Below are 15,958 nucleotides of genomic sequence, written 5' to 3' on the forward strand. Positions count from 1 at the left end.
GGATCGTCTTTGCAGCCTCACCCTTCCTCATGCTGAGGAGCCGTCCGTCAGGACGGCGTCTCGAAGCACGCAGTTGGTTCAGCAGTCGCCATCGTTGGACGAGACGCTCAGTCGCCCACGAGCGCCTTCAGCGCCCGCGCCGAGATCGACTGCTTGGCGGCGGTCGCATAGCCCTTCCACGGGTCGGCGGCCGCGATCCTTTCCGCGTCCGTGATCTGGAAGGCGTCGGCGCGGTCGAGGCGCCGCAGCTCCTCCCACGTGACCGGACAGGCGACCGGCGCGCCGTCGCGCGCCCTCAGGCTGTAGGGCGCGATCGCGCTCGCGGCTCGGCCGTTGCGAAAGTGGTCGATGAAGATCTTCCCGCGGCGCTTGGCCTTGGTCATCGTCGCGACGAAGCGCTTCGGCTCGGCCTCCGCGAAGCGTTCGGCGAGCGCCTTGGCGAAGGCCGAGACCTCGTCCCAGCCGCGCTTGCGGGCGAGCGGCGCGACGACGTGCACGCCCTTGCCGCCGGTGAGCAGCGCGAAGCTTTCCAGCTCCAGCGCGAGAAGCGCCTCCCGCAGCTCGAACGCCGCCTCCTTCACCTCCGCAAAGCCGACCGTCTCGTCCGGATCGAGGTCGAACACCACACGGTCGGGCTTGTCGGGACGATCAAGCCGCGCGCCGTTGATGTGGATTTCGAGCGCGGAGACCTGAGCGGTCGACGCCAGCCCCTCGGCGTCGGCGACGAAGAGCGCCTCGAAGGGCTCGCCCTTGCCGTCCTCGATCATTCGGCGGCCGACGGCTTCCGGGAGCCCCGAATGCGAGTGCTTCTGGAAGAAGCGCTCGCCCGCGATCCCTTCCGGACAGCGCACCAGGCTGAGCGCCCTGCCCTCCGCGAAGGGCAGCATCCTGGGCGCGACCGTCTCCAGATAGGCCGCGACGTCCGCCTTCGTGACGCCCGGATAGAGCTCCCGTTCGGGATGGGTGAGGCGCACATGCGGGGCAGGCGCCGCCTCGCTGCGCTTCGACGACCCCGAAGCGGCCTTGGCGGCCGCGGCCCGCTCCCTTTTCGCCGCGCGCGCCGGCTTGTCCTCCCGAAGTCCGAGGAAACGCCCGTGGCGCACCTGTCCGTCGCGGGTGAAGCCCGCGAAGGCGACTTCGGCGACGAGATCGGGCTCGAGCCAGCGCGCGTTACGGCCGATCGCGCCAGGCGGCGGCTTGATCGGGGGAGCCTCGCGCCAACGCGGCGAAAAAGCCTTCGTCAACCGTTCGAAATCGGCGTCGGAGAACCCCGAGCCGACCCGGCCGGCGTAGACGAGGCGTCGTCCCTCCGTCAGCCCGACCAGCAGCGAGGCGAAGGGCCGGTCCTTTTCCGACGGAGACACCCCGAGGATCGCGAACTCCTGGCGATGGCCGGCCTTGATCTTCAGCCAGCCCTTGCCCCGGCCCGACCGGTACGTCCCGGACCGGCGCTTGGCCACCACGCCCTCGTAGCCGGCTTTTGACAGCGCCTCGAGGCCGCCTGCGCCGTCCTCGAAGTCGTCGGCGTAATGGACAGGGCCCTTCGAGAAGCGCAGCCGCTGCTTCAGCCGCGCCTTGCGCTCGGTCAGCGGCAACCGGCGGATGTCCTCGCCGCCGTCGAACAGCAGGTCGAAGGCGAAGAGGCTCAGGGACCGCGAGCGGCCGTCTTCGAGCGCGCCTTGGAGCGCCCCGAAGTCGCTGACGCCGTTCTCGTCGAGCGCGACGATCTCGCCGTCGATCAGGCAGCCGTCGAGCTTGAGCTTCCTGGCCGCCTCGGCGATCGCGGGAAAGCGGGAGGTCCAGTCGAGACCGCTGCGGGTGTAGATCGCGACCTCGTCGCCCGCGGCGGCGACTTGCGCGCGGTAGCCGTCGAACTTCACCTCGAACAGCCAGTCGTCGCCGTCCGGCGTCGTCTCGACCAGCGTCGCCAGCATCGGCTCGACGAAACCCGGCGCGCCTGACTTCCGCGCGGAGCGCTCCGCGGGCGCCGCGCCCTTGGCGATCTGGTTCATCGTGCGGCCGCTCGCGACGCTTTTCACATGCGTCTTCAACACGTCGCCGCGGCGGGAGACGTGCTCGTCCTTCTCCTTGATCAGAAGCCAGTTCTCGCGGCTCTCGTCCTTTCTGGGCTTCATCCGCACGAGCGCCCAACGACCGACCAACCGCTCGCCGTGGATATGGAAAGCGAGCTTGCCGTCCTTCAGCCCCTGGCGCGGATCGCCCACCGGCTCCCACGAGCCATGGTCCCAGAGCATCACCGTCCCGGCGCCGTACCCTTCCGGAATGACGCCCTCGAACGTCGCGTAGTCGACCGGGTGATCCTCGGTGCGCACCGCGAGGCGCTTTTCGGACGTGTCGCGGCTCGGGCCGCGCGTCACGGCCCAGCTCAGCAGCACCCCGTCAAGCTCGAGCCGAAGATCGTAATGGAGACGCGTGGCGTCGTGCTTCTGGATGGCGTAGCGCCATCCCGCCTCGGTCTCGGCGTCGCCGCTCGGCTCCGGCGTCGCGTCGAAGCGGCGCTTGGCTCGGTACGAGTCGAGCGCGGAGGCGCGCGCCATCAGCCCGCCTTGCGTTTCGACGTCTTGGAACCTGAAGCCGTCTTCGCTGGGCCGCCCTTCGGCTCGTCGCCGCCGCGCACGCTGCGCTTCAGGGCCTCGACGAGGTCGATGACCTTCGCGCCGCGGCCGTCGTCGAGCTCGTCCTCCTCGATGTCGACCGGCGGCTTCTTCTTCCGCTTGGCGTCGATCAGCGCCTTCACGGCGTCGGTGTAGCTGTCGGAGAACGCCTCGGGCTTGAACGGCTTGGCCTTGCGGCCGATCAGCTCCTTAGCGAGGTCGAGAAGCTCCTCGTCCGGCTCCTCGTCGGCGACGTCGGCGAACAGCGGCGCGGCTTCGCGCACCTCGTCGGCGAAGCGCAGCGTCTCCAGCAGCAGCCCGTCGCCGCAAGGCTTCAGCGCGCCGACATATTCGCGGCCCCGCATCACGAACTGGCCAAGGCCGACCTTCTTGGTCGCGCGCAGAGCGTCGCGCAGAACTGCGTAGGCCTCCTCCGCGAGGTCGCCGTCGGCCGCGGCGTAATAGGGCCGGTCGAACCAGATCGGATCGATTTCGTGGTGATCGACGAACTGGATCAGGTCGAGCGTCTTCTTCGCCTCGATCTTGAGGGCGTCGAGCTCCTCGTCCTCCAGCAGCACGTAGCGGCCGGACGAAATCTCGTAGCCTTTGACGATGTCGTGCGCCTCGACCGGTCCGACGCCCGGCACGACCTTCTCGTAGCGGATGCGCTTGCCGGTCGGCTCGTGCACCTGGTGAAACGAGAGCCGCGCGCCCGACTTCGTCGCCGGATAGAGCTTGACGGGCACCGACACGAGCGCGAGGCGCAGTTGCCCGGTCCAGACCGGGCGGCGCGACGAGCCGGAGCTCTCGTGCCCGGCGGCGGACGATTTCGAAGACGATCCGCCCGTCGAGCGGGAAGACGATTTCGTCCCGCCTTTCGACGACCGCTTGGCGGAAGATGTGTTGGCGCTCTTCGCGACCGCTTTTCTCGCCATGACGCCGGACTCGCATTGGTTGAGACACGACAGAAACATCGCGCCCGCCCCTTGAGTTCCGAGTCGTTTCCGCGACTTCGACTCAGCGGTCCGCCAGCCAGCGTCTCGCCTCGCGGTCGTCGCAGAGCCGCATGGCCTTGACGCCGCGCCCGCCGCAGGAGCTGCAGACGAGCCGCGTGGAGACGTCGTCGTCGGACAGCCTCGCCTCCGCGCTCGTCGAGCCGAACACGGACTTGCGGCCGCAGCGGCGGCACTGGACGCACAAGGGGCGCCGGATCAGCGCCCCGATGTCCATGGCCGCTGGCTCGGCCATGCCGGGTCAGGCCGCCTTCTTGAACTCGGCCTTGCCCTGCGCGTCGAGGGCCGCGAAGTCCTCGTCGGAGAGCTCGATGCCGGCGGCCGCGACGTTCTCCTTGAGATGGGCGACGCTGGACGTGCCGGGGATCGGCAGCATCACGGGGCTGCGCTTCAGCACCCAGGCGAGCGCGACCTGGCCCGGCGTCGCGCCGATCTTCTTCGCGATCTCGCTCAGCACCGAGCCGTCCTTGGCGAGCGCGCCGGCCGCGAGCGGGAACCACGGGATGAAGCCGATGCCGCGCGCCGCGCAGAAGTCGAGCACGTCCTCGCTGGTGCGGTCCACGAGGTTGTAGCGGTTCTGCACCGTCGCGACCTTGAAGTACTTCTGCGCGAGCGAGATGTCGGCGACCGAGACCTCGCTCAGCCCGACATGCTGGATCAGCCCCTCGCTCTGCATGTCGCGGATCGCCTCGAACTGCTCCTTGCGCGGCACCCGCGGGTCGATGCGGTGAAGCTGCCAGAGGCCGATCTTCTTCACGCCGAGCCGGCGCATGCTCATCAGCACGCACTGGCGCAGATATTCGGGACGGCCGAGCGGCAGCCAGACGTTCGGGCCGTGGCGCACGAGGCCGCCCTTGGTCGCGACCAGCATGTCCTTGGGATAGGGCTTGAGCGCCTCGCGGATCATCGTCTCGCTGACGAAGGGGCCGTAGGAGTCGGCGGTGTCGATGAAGTTGACGCCTAGCTCCGGCAGCCGCTTCAGCGTCGCGGCCGCGGCCTTCGGATCCTTGGGCCGGCCCCAGATCCCCTCGCCGGTGATGCGCATCGCGCCGTAGCCGAGACGGTTGATCGCGCGCTTGCCGATCGAGAACTGACCGGACGCCGCAGCGTTCGCTTCGCTCATCGTCTTCTGTCTCCCGCCCTGAAACGCCGCTGTATCCGCGCCGTTCCAAGCTCCATCGCCGATCCGCGGAGCGGCCGTCAAGCGCCCTGCGAAGAGGCGCTCAGCCCCGCCGTCCGAGCGCGCGGCGGTAGAGCGTCGAGCGGCTGACGCCGAGCCGCCGCGCCGCCGCCGCGACGTTGCCGCCGCAGTCGTCGATAGCGGCCAGCATCGCGCCTCGGGCCATGGCGCCGAGCTCGCCTTCCGGCGCGGACAAGGGCGCGGCGACCGCGCGCGGCGGCAGGCCGACGCTCGCCGGCAGGAGCTCTGGGCCGATGGCTTCGCCGGGGTCCGACAGCGCGACCAGCGCCTTCAGCACGCCGGCGAGTTCGCGGTGGTTGCCCGGCCAGTCATGCGCGACGAGGGCTGCGAGCGTCGCGGGCTCGAGCGTGCGGCCCTCGCGCGGCAGCCGCTCCCAGATCGCCCGCACGACCCCCGGCCGGTCGGCGAGCTCGCGAAAGGGCGGCAGCGCGAAGGTGAACTGGGCGAGGCGGAAATAGAGGTCGGCGCGGAACGTCTCGCAGGCCGCGAGCGCGGTCAGGTCTCGGTGGGTGGCGCAGACGAGGCGGATGTCGATCGCGGTGGGCTTGCCGCCGCCGAGCGGCGTGACCGCCCGGTCCTGCACCACGCGCAGCAGCCGCGCCTGCAGGCCGATCGGCATGTCGCCGATCTCGTCGAGGAACAGCACCCCGCCGTCGGCCTCGCGCAGCACGCCTTTCGAACCGGAGCGCCGTGCGCCTGTAAAAGCGCCGTGCTCGTAGCCGAACAGCTCGGCCTCGATCAGTCCCTCGGGCAGCGCCGCGCAGTTCACCGCCACGAACGGCTTCTGGGCGCGTGAGCTCTGCGCGTGAAGCGCCCGGGCGAACATCTCCTTGCCCGAGCCGGTCTCGCCCTGGATCAGGATCGGCACGTCGCCGTCGAGCAGCCGCACGGCGCGCTTCAGCGACTCCTTGGTCACGGCGTCGAACACCGGCTCGTCGGAGGCCGGGCGGACCGCGGGACCCGCGGTCGGGGTTTCGGCGAGCGCCGGCGCGCGAACCGGGACAGGTCGCGGCTCGTTGCGGGCGAGGCGCGCATGCAGCACGCTTCCCGACCGCGTGCGCAGCCGCGCGGTTTCGGAGGGCGAGAGCTTCCCGCCGTCGAACAGGTCGCCGAAGGAGCGCGCGCCGAGCGCGTTCCAGTCGAGCTCCAGCAGCTTCAGCGCATGTCGGTTGGCGGCGACGAGCCTCGCGCCCTCGAACACCAGCACGCCCTCCTGCGCCGCGCCGAGCAGCGCCGGATCGGAATGCAGCCGCACCACGTCGCGGCCCTCGAAGCCCTCGGCGAACATGCGGTGCTCGATCTGGTCGACGCCGAGCCGGATCAGCGACAGCGCATGAAGCTGCGGGATCGAGGCGTGTCCCGAAATGTCGAGCGCCCCGATCATCGAGCCGCGCGGATCGAAGATCGGCGCGGCCGCGCAGGTGAGGATGCGGTGGCTGTCGAAGAAGTGCTCCGAACCGCGCACCTCGATCGGCCGCCGCTCGACGAGCGCCGCGCCGATCGCGTTGGTGCCGGCGGCGGCTTCCGCCCAGGGCACGCCCTGCTGCAGCGAGACGCCCGCGGCCTTGCCGGCGAAGTCGCGGTCGCCGAAAGCGTCGAGCACGAGGCCGGAGGCGTCGGTCAGGATCGCGAGGCTCGCGGTGTCGCGCGCTTCCGCCGCGAGCGCCTCGAGCTCCGGACGCGACAGGCGGATCAGCTCGTCGTTGCGCTCGTGAAGCTCGCGCAGCGCGCCGCGGCCGACCGGCTCCGCGCGCGGCTCCTTGTGGGAGTCGAAGCCGCGCTCGGCGCAGCGCAGCCACGAGCGGAAGATCGCGGGCGACAGCCCGTGCGGTTGCGCGCCGCGGTCGAAGAAATCGCGGCGGGCTTCGGCGAGTTCGGCGCGTTCGGCCGGCTCCATCTGCGTCCCAATCCCGGAGGCGTCGCAACTTGCGACAGGTGTCGCAGCGCGCTTCGTGTCTCTCGGCGACATCCTTTCACCAGGATCGCCCAAGAGTCCACTGGCGCAGTTTGGAGCCTTGATTAGGCTGCTGCCCCATTCCAGCGCAGGCAACGACTTGCCGCGCTGCAGCATAGCCCGCGCAGTCATCTTCGAGCCTTTGGCACGAAGGCTGCGACAGCGCGGCCAGGAGAATGAGCCCGGGCCTGAAATCACCGGGACGTCATTGGGAGGACTTCGCATGAACGCCCCAGAACGCATGGCCACCTTTGCGCGCTCGCCCTTCAAGGAGCGCTACGACAACTTCATCGGCGGCAAGTTCGTCGCGCCCGTCGGCGGCCGCTATTTCGACAACACCTCACCGATCACCGGCCAGAAGGTGTGCGAGATCGCCCGCTCGCAGAAGGAAGACGTCGACCTCGCGCTCGACGCCGCGCACGCCGCCCGTGAAAAATGGGGCGCCACCGCCCCGGCGCAGCGCGCCGCGCTGCTGCTCAAGATCGCGGACGTGATGGAGCAGAACCTCGAGCTCATCGCGACCGCCGAGACCTGGGACAACGGCAAGCCGATCCGCGAGACGCTTGCGGCCGACATCCCGCTCGCGATCGACCACTGGCGCTACTTCGCCGGCTGTCTCCGCGCCCAGGAAGGCGCGCTGTCGGAGATCGACGAAGACACGGTCGCCTACCACTTCCACGAGCCGCTCGGCGTCGTCGGCCAGATCATCCCGTGGAACTTCCCCGTCCTGATGGCGGTCTGGAAGCTCGCGCCTGCGCTCGCCGCCGGCAACTGCGTGGTGCTGAAGCCCGCCGAGCAGACCCCGGCCTCGATCATGGTGCTGATGGAGCTGATCGGCGACATCCTGCCGGCCGGCGTGCTCAACGTCGTGAACGGCTTCGGCCTCGAGGCCGGCAAGCCGCTCGCCTCGTCGAACCGCATCGCCAAGATCGCGTTCACGGGCGAGACGACCACCGGTCGCCTCATCATGCAGTACGCGTCCCAGAACCTGATCCCGGTCACGCTCGAGCTCGGCGGCAAGTCGCCGAACATCTTCTTCTCGGACGTGGTGGCCCAGGACGACGACTTCTTCGACAAGGCCGTCGAGGGCTTCGTGATGTTCGCGCTCAACCAGGGCGAAGTCTGCACCTGCCCGAGCCGCGCGCTCATCCAGGAGTCGATCTACGACAAGTTCATCGAGAAGGCGATCGGCCGCGTCAACGCGATCAAGCTCGGCTCGCCGCTCGATCCGCAGACAATGGTGGGCGCGCAGGCGTCCTCCGAGCAGCTCGAGAAGATCCTGAGCTACATCGATATCGGCAAGCAGGAGGGCGCGGAAGTGCTCGCCGGCGGCTCGAAGAACGAGCTCGATGGCGATCTGGCCGGCGGCTACTACATCAAGCCGACCGTCTTCAAGGGCCACAACAAGATGCGGATCTTCCAGGAGGAGATCTTCGGCCCGGTGCTCTCGGTCACGACCTTCAAGGACGACGCCGAGGCGCTCTCGATCGCCAACGACACGCTCTACGGCCTCGGCGCCGGCGTGTGGACCCGCGACGGCACCCGCGCCTACCGCTTCGGCCGCGCCATCCAGGCCGGCCGCGTGTGGACCAACTGCTACCATGCCTACCCGGCCCATGCGGCCTTCGGCGGCTACAAGCAGTCGGGCATCGGTCGCGAGACCCACAAGATGATGCTCGACCACTATCAGCAGACCAAGAACATGCTGGTCAGCTACTCGGCCAAGAAGCTCGGGTTCTTCTGAGCCTCTTAGCCTCACTGGACACATCCCCGACTGGGCGGCCCTCGGGCCGCCCATTTTTTTGCGCCGGGGTCAGTCGCCCTCGGCCGCGCCCGCGCCTGAGGGCGGCGCGCTCTTCTCCGTCAGTCCGGCGACGTTGCAATTGAAGCTGACGCTTCCCCCCGCCCAGAAGGCCGAGACCCTCGGCGTCGCGCCGTGGGAGAGATAGACCGGCCCCTTGAAGCTTGCGGCGAACAGGCGGCCGTCCTCCGGATAGGAGATCGTCATCACGTCGAGAAAGAACGGCCCGTCGCCCTTGTCGGAGCCGAACTCGACCTGCGAGAAGATCGCGGTTCGCGACGTCACGAAGACGCGGCACGACACCGAGTTCACCTTGAGGATCCGGTCGGCCGGGATCGCGGGATAGGTCGCCGTGCAGGCGATGCCGCTGCTGCACTGCCGGAAGACGTTCTCCTGGTAGAACTTCGACGACAACGTCTGGGCTTGCGCCGTCCCAGAGAGCGCGCCGGCGGCGAGACCGAAGGCGATGACGCGGAATGCGATGCGCATGGGCAGGTCTCCTTCGGGGACGGTTTCGCCCATGGTGATCGTCCGGGAAGCCGGCGCCAAGCGTCTCAACGCTTGCATGGAAATCGGCCCGCCGACGCTGCGGCAGCGTCAAAGCGCGAGTCAGATCAACGACTTACTAAGCTATTGTTTTTAAAAGCGTAATCTGACATTATCCGCAGATGGACGGGACCCCACGCTATCTGCCGAATGTCGCCAAGGCGCTTGAGGTCGCGCTTTGGATCGCTACCGATCAGCCGAAGATCGACATCTACCATCTGGTGAAGGCGTCTTATTTCGCTGACAAGCACCACTTGGCGGAGCATGGCCGCCCGATAATGGGCGATGCGTATCAGGCGGCTTGGTTCGGGCCTTTGCCTCAGGTCATTTATAATCTGGTCCGGCATGAGCCGATGGAACTGCTTGCGCTCGGTAATCACGGGCCGCTGCCGATTCGACTCGACGACGATAAATGCGTTCTTGCCGAGCGAAGCGCGAACCTTTCAGCGCTGTCGGAAAGCGACGTCGTTTCTTTGCGTCATGGGGTCGACCACGTGAAAGCGCGGTCGTTCAGGGATCTCTACCGAGAGACCCACGCTGACCCCGCATATCGCAACGCTAAGGGCGGGTTGATCGACTATCGCGACTTTCTCGACGAGGCAGATCCAGATCGCGAGGCCAAGGCCGCCTATATAGCTGAAGCCGCGCCGCACGCTGTGTTCTGATATGGAGCTTCGGCCCGGCGACGTCGTCCGGATCTGGGATCGCTCGACGACACCCGAGAAGGTGAAACGGCATATCTGCGTTTGCCCCGAAGCGCAGTTGTTTCTACGCATCAACTCGAAAGCTTACTGGCCGCCCTATCACGTGCTCTATGCTGACGAGTGCGACTTCCTAGACCACGACAGTTATGTGGAGCTGCAGCAACTTTGGCATCATGTGCGCTCCGAGGTCCGGAGCGTCGAGATTATCGGCAGGCTTACGTCGAGGCAGACGGATGCGCTCTGCGAGTCCGCCGCCGCCGCTCCGACGCTGAACGCAAACCAAAGAGATCTCATCCGGGACAGGCTGGCTCCGACCGACGGCGCGTGACATGGCCCGTCGCCGTTGCGCCCCCGGGGCGCACGGGCTAGACCCCAGAGATTCGCGCGCGGCGTCCCCCCGCGGCTCCCCCCGCAACTCCCTGAGGACATCGATGGACCGCATCCGCATCGTCGGCGGCGCCAAGCTCGAGGGCCGCATCCCGATCTCCGGCGCGAAGAACGCCGCGCTGCCGCTGATGATCGCGAGCCTTCTGACGCCCTACACGCTCACCCTCGACAACCTCCCCCGCCTCGCCGACGTGGTGCTGCTGAAGCGCATCCTCGGCAATCACGGGGTCGAGGTCACCGTCGCGGGCAAACGCGCGTCCCAGGACGAGTTCGAGGGCGACAGCGTGCGCCTCACGGCCGGCGAGATCGTGGACACCACCGCGCCTTACGATCTCGTCTCCCGCATGCGCGCGAGCTTCTGGGTCATCGGCCCGCTCCTCGCCCGCATGGGCGAGGCCAAGGTGTCGCTCCCGGGCGGCTGCGCGATCGGCACGAGGCCGGTCGACTTCTTCCTCGACGCCTTGAAGGCGCTCGGGGCCACGATCGACATCGAGGCCGGCTACGTGCTCTCGAAGGCCCCTTCGGGCGGGCTCAAGGGCGGACGCATCACCTTCCCGAAAGTCTCGGTCGGCGCGACCCATGTGGCGCTGATGGCCGCGAGCCTCGCCAAGGGCGAGACCGTGATCGAGAACGCCGCCCGCGAGCCCGAGATCGTCGATCTCGCCGACTGCCTGATCAAGATGGGCGCGAAGATCGAGGGCGCGGGCTCGTCCACGATCCACATTCAGGGCGTCCCCTCGCTCTCGGGCGCGCGCCATTCCGTCCTGCCGGACAGGATCGAGACCGGCACCTACGCCATGGCGGTGGCGATGACCGGCGGCGACATCACGCTCGAAGGCGCGCGCCGCGACCTGCTGGGCTCCGCGTTCGACGTGCTTGAGGAGGCCGGGGTCACGGTCGAGGTCACCAATGACGGCGTGCGGGTGGGCCGCAACGGCGCGGGCCTCAGGCCGATGAACGTGACAACCGAGCCGTTCCCGGGCTTCCCGACCGATCTTCAGGCGCAGCTGATGGCGCTCGCCTGCCGGGCCGAGGGCTCCTCGAAGATCACCGAGACGATCTTCGAGAACCGCTTCATGCACGTTCAGGAGCTCGCGCGCTTCGGCGCGAAGATCCACATCGACGGCCGCACCGCGACCATCGAGGGCGTCGACACGCTGAAGGGCGCGCCCGTGATGGCGACGGACCTGCGCGCCTCGGTGTCGCTGGTGATCGCAGGCCTCGTCGCCGAGGGCGAGACGATCGTGAACCGCGTCTATCACCTCGATCGCGGCTTCGAGCGGCTCGAAGCCAAGCTCTCGCGCTGCGGCGCGACCATCGAACGCCTGACGGGCTGAGGACGCGCGATGGCGGTCCTCTTCGAGGGCGAGCTCTTCGCCGACTACCACCAGATCTACGTCGCGGACTCCAAGCTCGACTTCGTCGCCGACTATCCGACGCAGTGGACCGACGAGATCCTGGCGCAGGGCGTCAATCCCGGCCCCGGCGTCGTCATCGTCTGCACCGCCCGCGACATGAACACGGCGTTTCGCGTCGAGCTCCACGAGTCCGAGCCGGCGATCGACCTCGACGCCGCCGACCATGCGGCGGAGTGCGGCATCGTCACCGCGGGCGAGATCATCGTCGGCGGCTGCACCTCCCACGAGGGCCAGGACTCGCCGATCGCCGTGCCCGCGGGGCCCTTGCGCGCCCTCGTCGTCGCGAGCGGCTTCGGAACGATCAGCGAGGACCGGTTCGACGGCGACGACCTCTACGTGGTCCACCTCTGGCCCGGCGAGAGCGCTGGCGTCGTGGTCCGCAAGCAGTGGAAATGGCTCTGACCGGTCGACGCGATTGCGTCGCGGATGCGCCCCGGCTACCTCTCAACCGACCTCGCCGAACCTGATCCACGCTCAAGCCGCATCGAGTTCCATGCCCGACCCTTCCGCCGACGCGCCCCTGCGTCTCGTCGCCCTCGACGCCGAGGATCTCGAGGTGCTGTCGGCGCATCTTCAGGACTTCGTCGTGCGGGTGGGCGACCTCGTCTTCCTTCCGCGCGACAAGCGCTTCGCATTCGTGGGCAACCGGATCGACCGCAGGGTCGACGGCGAGACCCGCCGCCGCCGCGCCGCCGGCCATTTCGACCGCGTGCTGAAGGTTTCGGCCAGGGGCGTCGACCGCTCCGCGCCCGAGACCGTGCTGAACCTTCTGGCGATCGCGTTTTCGCCGTCCGAGGAGCCGTCGGGCGTCGTCGAGCTGCTGTTCTCGGGCGGCTCCTCGCTGCGCCTCGAGGTGGAGTGCATCGAGGCGCAGGCCGCCGACCTCGGCCCCGTCTGGGCCGCCAAGGCCTCGCCCGCGCATGAAGGAGAGGCCTGATCCATGGCCGTGAGGCTCTCGTCCAAGGACGCCGATTTCGAAGCCCGCTTCGCGGATCTGCTCGCGCAGAAGCGCGAGGTCTCCGAGGACGTCGACCAGGCGGTCGCCGCCATCCTCGACGACGTGCGAAAGCACGGCGACGCGGCGGTGATCGACTATTCGAAGCGCTTCGACCGCATCGACCTCGACAAGGTCGGCATGAAGGTCACGGCCGCGGAGATCGCGGCGGCCCGCGCCGAGTGCGATCCCGCGACGCTCGACGCGCTGACGCTCGCCCGCGACCGCATCGAGGCCCATCACGCCAAGCAGATGCCGTCGGACGAGACCTATATCGACCCGATCGGCGTCGAGCTCGGCCATCGCTGGACCCCGCTCGATTCGGTCGGCCTCTATGTGCCGGGCGGCACCGCGGCCTATCCGTCCTCGGTGCTGATGAACGCCGTTCCCGCCAAGGTCGCGGGCGTCGCGCGGCTTGCGATGGTGGTGCCCTCGCCTGACGGCAAGCTCGCGCCGCTGGTGCTCGCGGCCGCCGAACTCGCGGGCGTCGACGAGGTGTTCCGCATCGGCGGCGCGCAGGCCGTCGGGGCGCTGGCCTACGGCACCGAAACCGTCGCGCCCGTCGCCAAGATCGTCGGCCCCGGCAACGCTTATGTGGCGGCCGCCAAGCGGCGCGTGTTCGGGACGGTCGGCATCGACATGATCGCCGGCCCCTCGGAAGTGCTGGTGGTGGCGGACGGATCCGCGAACCCCGACTGGATCGCCGCCGATCTTCTCGCGCAGGCCGAGCACGACGCCTCGGCGCAGTCGATCCTCATCACCGACGACGAGGCGCTCGCCGCCGCCGTCGAGCGCGCCGTCGAGGGCCAGCTGAAGACGCTGCCGCGCGAAGAGATCGCGGGCGCGAGCTGGCGCGACCACGGCGCGGTGATCGTGGTCGCGGCGATCGACGACGCCGTGCCGCTCGCCAACCGCATCGCGGCCGAGCACCTCGAAATCATCGCGGAGGACGGCGACCGCCTTTCCCGCGAGATCCGCCACGCCGGCGCGATCTTCCTCGGCGGCCACACGCCGGAGGCCATCGGCGACTATGTGGGCGGTTCGAACCACGTGCTGCCGACGGCGCGCACCGCGCGGTTCGCCTCGGGGCTCGGCGTGCTGGACTTCGTGAAGCGCACCTCCATCCTGCGTTGCGGGCCGGAGCAGCTTCGGCTGATCGGCCCGGCCGCGATCGCGCTCGGCGAGGCGGAGGGGCTCCAGGCCCACGCCCGCTCCGTCGCGATCCGCATGAACCCCGGCGGCTGAAGGAGCCTGCGATGACGGACGGAGCGAACAACCACCGCCTCGTCGCCGTCACGCTCGACGGCGGCTCGATCGGCGCGGCCGCCTCGCCCGACGCCGAGCACGAGCGCCGGGTCGCGATCTACGACCTCATCGAGGACAACAGCTTCGCGCCGGAGGGCGGCCATCAGGGGCCCTTCACGCTGCACATCTCGCTCGTCGACCAGAAGCTCTCGCTGAAGGTCGCGCCGGAAGGCGGCGAGGAGGCGATGACGCATCTCCTGTCGCTGTCGCCCTTCCGGAAGATCCTCAAGGACTACTTCTTCGTCTGCGAGAGCTACCGCGAGGCGATCCGCTCCGCGAGCCCCGGCCAGATCGAGGCGATCGACATGGGCCGGCGCGGGCTGCACGACGAGGGCGCGGACGTGCTGGTCGAGCGCCTCAGGGGCAAGATCGCGATCGACAAGCAGACCGCGCGGCGTCTCTTCACACTGATCGCAGCCCTGAGCTGGAAGGGCTGAGGCGGGCCATGGCGGACGACAGCCCGCCGGGACAGTCCCGACCTCAATCGGTGCTCTTCATGTGCGGGCAGAACGTCATCCGGTCGGTGATGGCCGAGATGCTGGCCCGGCACTATTTCGGCCGTTCGCTCTACGTCGCCTCGGCGGGCGTGAGGCCTGGCGAAAACGATCCGTTCGTATCGGCCGCGCTCGACGAGATCGGCCTCACGATCGGCAAGCACCGGCCGCATTCGCTGGAAGACCTCGAGGACCTCAACTTCGACCTGATCGTCACGCTTGCGCCGGAGGCCCACCACGCGGCGCTCGACCTCACCGCGCGCTACGCCGTCGAGGTCGAATACTGGCCGACGGTCGACCCCACGATGTTCGCCGGCGGATCGCGCGACCAGACGCTCGAAGCCTACCGCAACGTCCGCGACACGCTCGACGACCGCATCCGCGACCGCTTCCGCTTCGCGGCCAAGGCGCGGGTCTGAGACGTCGAAGCGACGTCCGGCGCTTGGCGTTCGCGGCCCCGGCGCCTATCTCAGGCTGTCGCCGCGCGCCGGCCGCTGTTGTGGCGGCGGGCCGTTTCGGCTATCAGGCCTCAATTCTCCGTCCATCGCACGAGCCCGCTCCGTCGAGCCGCGCGCGCCGACCGACGGCCTTTCAACCGGTCATCTGGGGCGACCGGACAGCGACACGACACATCGAGACCACATGTCCAAAGAAGAACTGCTCGAATTCCCGGGCACCGTCATCGAATTGCTGCCGAACGCGACCTTCCGCGTGAAGCTCGAGAACGACCACGAGATCATCGCCCATACGGCGGGCCGCATGCGCAAGAACCGCATCCGCGTTCTGGCCGGCGACAAGATCCTCGTCGAGATGACGCCCTACGACCTGACCAAGGGCCGCATCACCTACCGGTTCAAGTGAGCGGTCGCTGACGCGACGCGCCGTACGGGACGCCCATGGCCAAGGACCGCCCGAAGCTCGTCCTCGCCTCCGCGAGTCCGCGCCGCCTCGCCCTGCTCGAGCAGATGGGCGTGACGCCCGACCAGCTTCTGCCGACATCGCTCGACGAGACCCCGCGCCGCAACGAACGGCCGCGCACGCTCGCGCTGCGGCTCGCCGAGGAGAAGGCGCAGGCCGCCCACCGGATGATCGGCCAGGATCCGGCGCTCAAGGGCGCGCTGATCCTCGCGGCCGACACCGTGGTCTCGGTCGGTCGCCGCATCCTGCCCAAGGCCGAGACGGTGGAGGAGGCGACGGGCTGCCTCGAGCTGCTGTCGGGCCGCGCCCACAGGGTCTCGACGGCGCTGTGTCTCACCACCGTCAAGGGCTCGTTCCGCAGCCGCGTGGTCGAGACCCGTCTGCGCTTCAAGCGTCTGTCGGATCTCGAGATCGAGGCCTATGTCGCGGCCGGCGAATGGCGCGGCAAGGCCGGCGGCTACGCGATCCAGGGCCTGGCCGGCTGCTTCGTGGCCAAGCTTTCGGGCTCCTACGGCGCGGTGGTGGGCCTGCCGCTCTACGAGACCGCCAATCTTCTGGTCGGCGAAGGCTATCCGATCCACAAGGATTGGCTCGCGCGGAGCTGAAGC

18 protein-coding genes are annotated in these 15,958 nt (G+C 68.9%); 12 read left to right on the top strand and 6 right to left on the bottom strand.

Translation table 11 applies throughout. The features are described 5' to 3' along the window. Positions 1-107: 107 nt before the first annotated feature. Both ligD and ku read right to left on the bottom strand, forming a co-directional pair. The gene (gene ligD, locus ACFOWB_RS03570; RefSeq protein WP_378146076.1) at positions 108-2,561 is read right to left on the bottom strand and encodes a DNA ligase D; all 2,454 of its coding nucleotides are present in this window, start codon (positions 2,559-2,561) and stop codon (positions 108-110) included. After that, on the bottom strand, positions 2,558-3,367 hold the full coding sequence (ku, locus tag ACFOWB_RS03575) for a non-homologous end joining protein Ku (protein WP_261401288.1): 810 nt from the start codon (positions 3,365-3,367) through the stop codon (positions 2,558-2,560). Before ku ends, ligD begins: the two co-directional genes overlap by 4 nt. On the opposite strand from ku, the gene ACFOWB_RS03580 reads away from it, so the two are divergent. Then, positions 3,351-3,605 carry a hypothetical protein gene (locus ACFOWB_RS03580; RefSeq protein ID WP_378145721.1) on the top strand — a complete coding sequence of 85 codons (255 nt, stop codon included), beginning with the start codon at positions 3,351-3,353 and terminating at the stop codon, positions 3,603-3,605. The two genes, ku and ACFOWB_RS03580, sit on opposite strands and share 17 nt — an antisense overlap. Positions 3,606-3,632: 27 nt before the next feature. Here the strand turns inward: ACFOWB_RS03580 and ACFOWB_RS03585 are convergent, their stop codons facing one another. The 3 genes from ACFOWB_RS03585 to ACFOWB_RS03595 form a co-directional block, all read right to left on the bottom strand. After that, a complete protein-coding gene (locus ACFOWB_RS03585; RefSeq protein WP_378145723.1) occupies positions 3,633-3,863 on the bottom strand; it encodes a hypothetical protein in 231 nt (76 codons plus the stop codon). Positions 3,864-3,869: 6 nt separating this feature from the next. Beyond that, the gene (locus ACFOWB_RS03590; protein WP_261401286.1) at positions 3,870-4,751 is read right to left on the bottom strand and encodes an aldo/keto reductase; all 882 of its coding nucleotides are present in this window, start codon (positions 4,749-4,751) and stop codon (positions 3,870-3,872) included. A 100-nt stretch (positions 4,752-4,851) separates the two neighbouring features. Continuing rightward, positions 4,852-6,726: a sigma-54-dependent Fis family transcriptional regulator gene (locus ACFOWB_RS03595; RefSeq protein WP_378145725.1), complete on the bottom strand. Its 1,875-nt coding sequence runs from the start codon at positions 6,724-6,726 to the stop codon at positions 4,852-4,854. 280 nt (positions 6,727-7,006) lie between these two features. On the opposite strand from ACFOWB_RS03595, the gene adh reads away from it, so the two are divergent. Then, on the top strand, positions 7,007-8,527 hold the full coding sequence (gene adh / locus ACFOWB_RS03600; RefSeq protein ID WP_378145727.1) for an aldehyde dehydrogenase: 1,521 nt from the start codon (positions 7,007-7,009) through the stop codon (positions 8,525-8,527). Between the two features lie 69 nt (positions 8,528-8,596). Here the strand turns inward: adh and ACFOWB_RS03605 are convergent, their stop codons facing one another. Next, positions 8,597-9,073 (bottom strand): hypothetical protein, encoded by a 477-nt coding sequence (locus ACFOWB_RS03605; RefSeq protein WP_378145729.1) that lies wholly within the window; start codon positions 9,071-9,073, stop codon positions 8,597-8,599. A gap of 179 nt (positions 9,074-9,252) precedes the next feature. Between ACFOWB_RS03605 and ACFOWB_RS03610 the strand changes: the two genes are divergently transcribed. The 10 genes from ACFOWB_RS03610 (at position 9,253) to ACFOWB_RS03655 (ending at position 15,955) form a co-directional block, all read left to right on the top strand. Continuing rightward, positions 9,253-9,795, top strand: coding sequence for a type II toxin-antitoxin system antitoxin SocA domain-containing protein (locus ACFOWB_RS03610; protein WP_261401282.1), 543 nt, complete (start codon positions 9,253-9,255; stop codon positions 9,793-9,795). 1 nt (position 9,796) lies between these two features. Continuing rightward, on the top strand, positions 9,797-10,162 hold the full coding sequence (locus ACFOWB_RS03615; RefSeq protein ID WP_261401281.1) for a hypothetical protein: 366 nt from the start codon (positions 9,797-9,799) through the stop codon (positions 10,160-10,162). 103 nt (positions 10,163-10,265) lie between these two features. Further along, complete coding sequence (murA, locus tag ACFOWB_RS03620) at positions 10,266-11,558, top strand: UDP-N-acetylglucosamine 1-carboxyvinyltransferase (protein WP_378145732.1); 1,293 nt, start codon at positions 10,266-10,268, stop codon at positions 11,556-11,558. Positions 11,559-11,567: 9 nt separating this feature from the next. Beyond that, a complete protein-coding gene (locus ACFOWB_RS03625) occupies positions 11,568-12,041 on the top strand; it encodes a hypothetical protein (protein ID WP_378145734.1) in 474 nt (157 codons plus the stop codon). Positions 12,042-12,132: 91 nt separating this feature from the next. Next, entirely contained in the window at positions 12,133-12,576 is a 444-nt protein-coding gene (locus ACFOWB_RS03630; protein ID WP_261401279.1) for a DUF2948 family protein, read from the top strand. A gap of 3 nt (positions 12,577-12,579) precedes the next feature. Further along, positions 12,580-13,878: a histidinol dehydrogenase gene (gene hisD, locus ACFOWB_RS03635; protein ID WP_261401278.1), complete on the top strand. Its 1,299-nt coding sequence runs from the start codon at positions 12,580-12,582 to the stop codon at positions 13,876-13,878. Then, positions 13,875-14,375: a UPF0262 family protein gene (locus tag ACFOWB_RS03640; RefSeq protein WP_378146078.1), complete on the top strand. Its 501-nt coding sequence runs from the start codon at positions 13,875-13,877 to the stop codon at positions 14,373-14,375. The genes hisD and ACFOWB_RS03640 overlap by 4 nt, the downstream gene beginning before the upstream one ends. Positions 14,376-14,383: 8 nt before the next feature. Then, positions 14,384-14,851 (top strand): arsenate-mycothiol transferase ArsC, encoded by a 468-nt coding sequence (locus ACFOWB_RS03645; RefSeq protein ID WP_378145736.1) that lies wholly within the window; start codon positions 14,384-14,386, stop codon positions 14,849-14,851. Between the two features lie 223 nt (positions 14,852-15,074). Continuing rightward, positions 15,075-15,293 carry a translation initiation factor IF-1 gene (gene infA, locus ACFOWB_RS03650; RefSeq protein ID WP_128777136.1) on the top strand — a complete coding sequence of 73 codons (219 nt, stop codon included), beginning with the start codon at positions 15,075-15,077 and terminating at the stop codon, positions 15,291-15,293. A gap of 35 nt (positions 15,294-15,328) precedes the next feature. After that, positions 15,329-15,955, top strand: a complete 627-nt coding sequence (locus ACFOWB_RS03655; protein WP_261401276.1) for a Maf-like protein — start codon at positions 15,329-15,331, stop codon at positions 15,953-15,955. Positions 15,956-15,958: the final 3 nt, after the last annotated feature.

Origin of the sequence: Chenggangzhangella methanolivorans, from assembly GCF_042648545.1 — a bacterium.
Taxonomy (GTDB): domain Bacteria; phylum Pseudomonadota; class Alphaproteobacteria; order Rhizobiales; family Methylopilaceae; genus Methylopila; species Methylopila methanolivorans.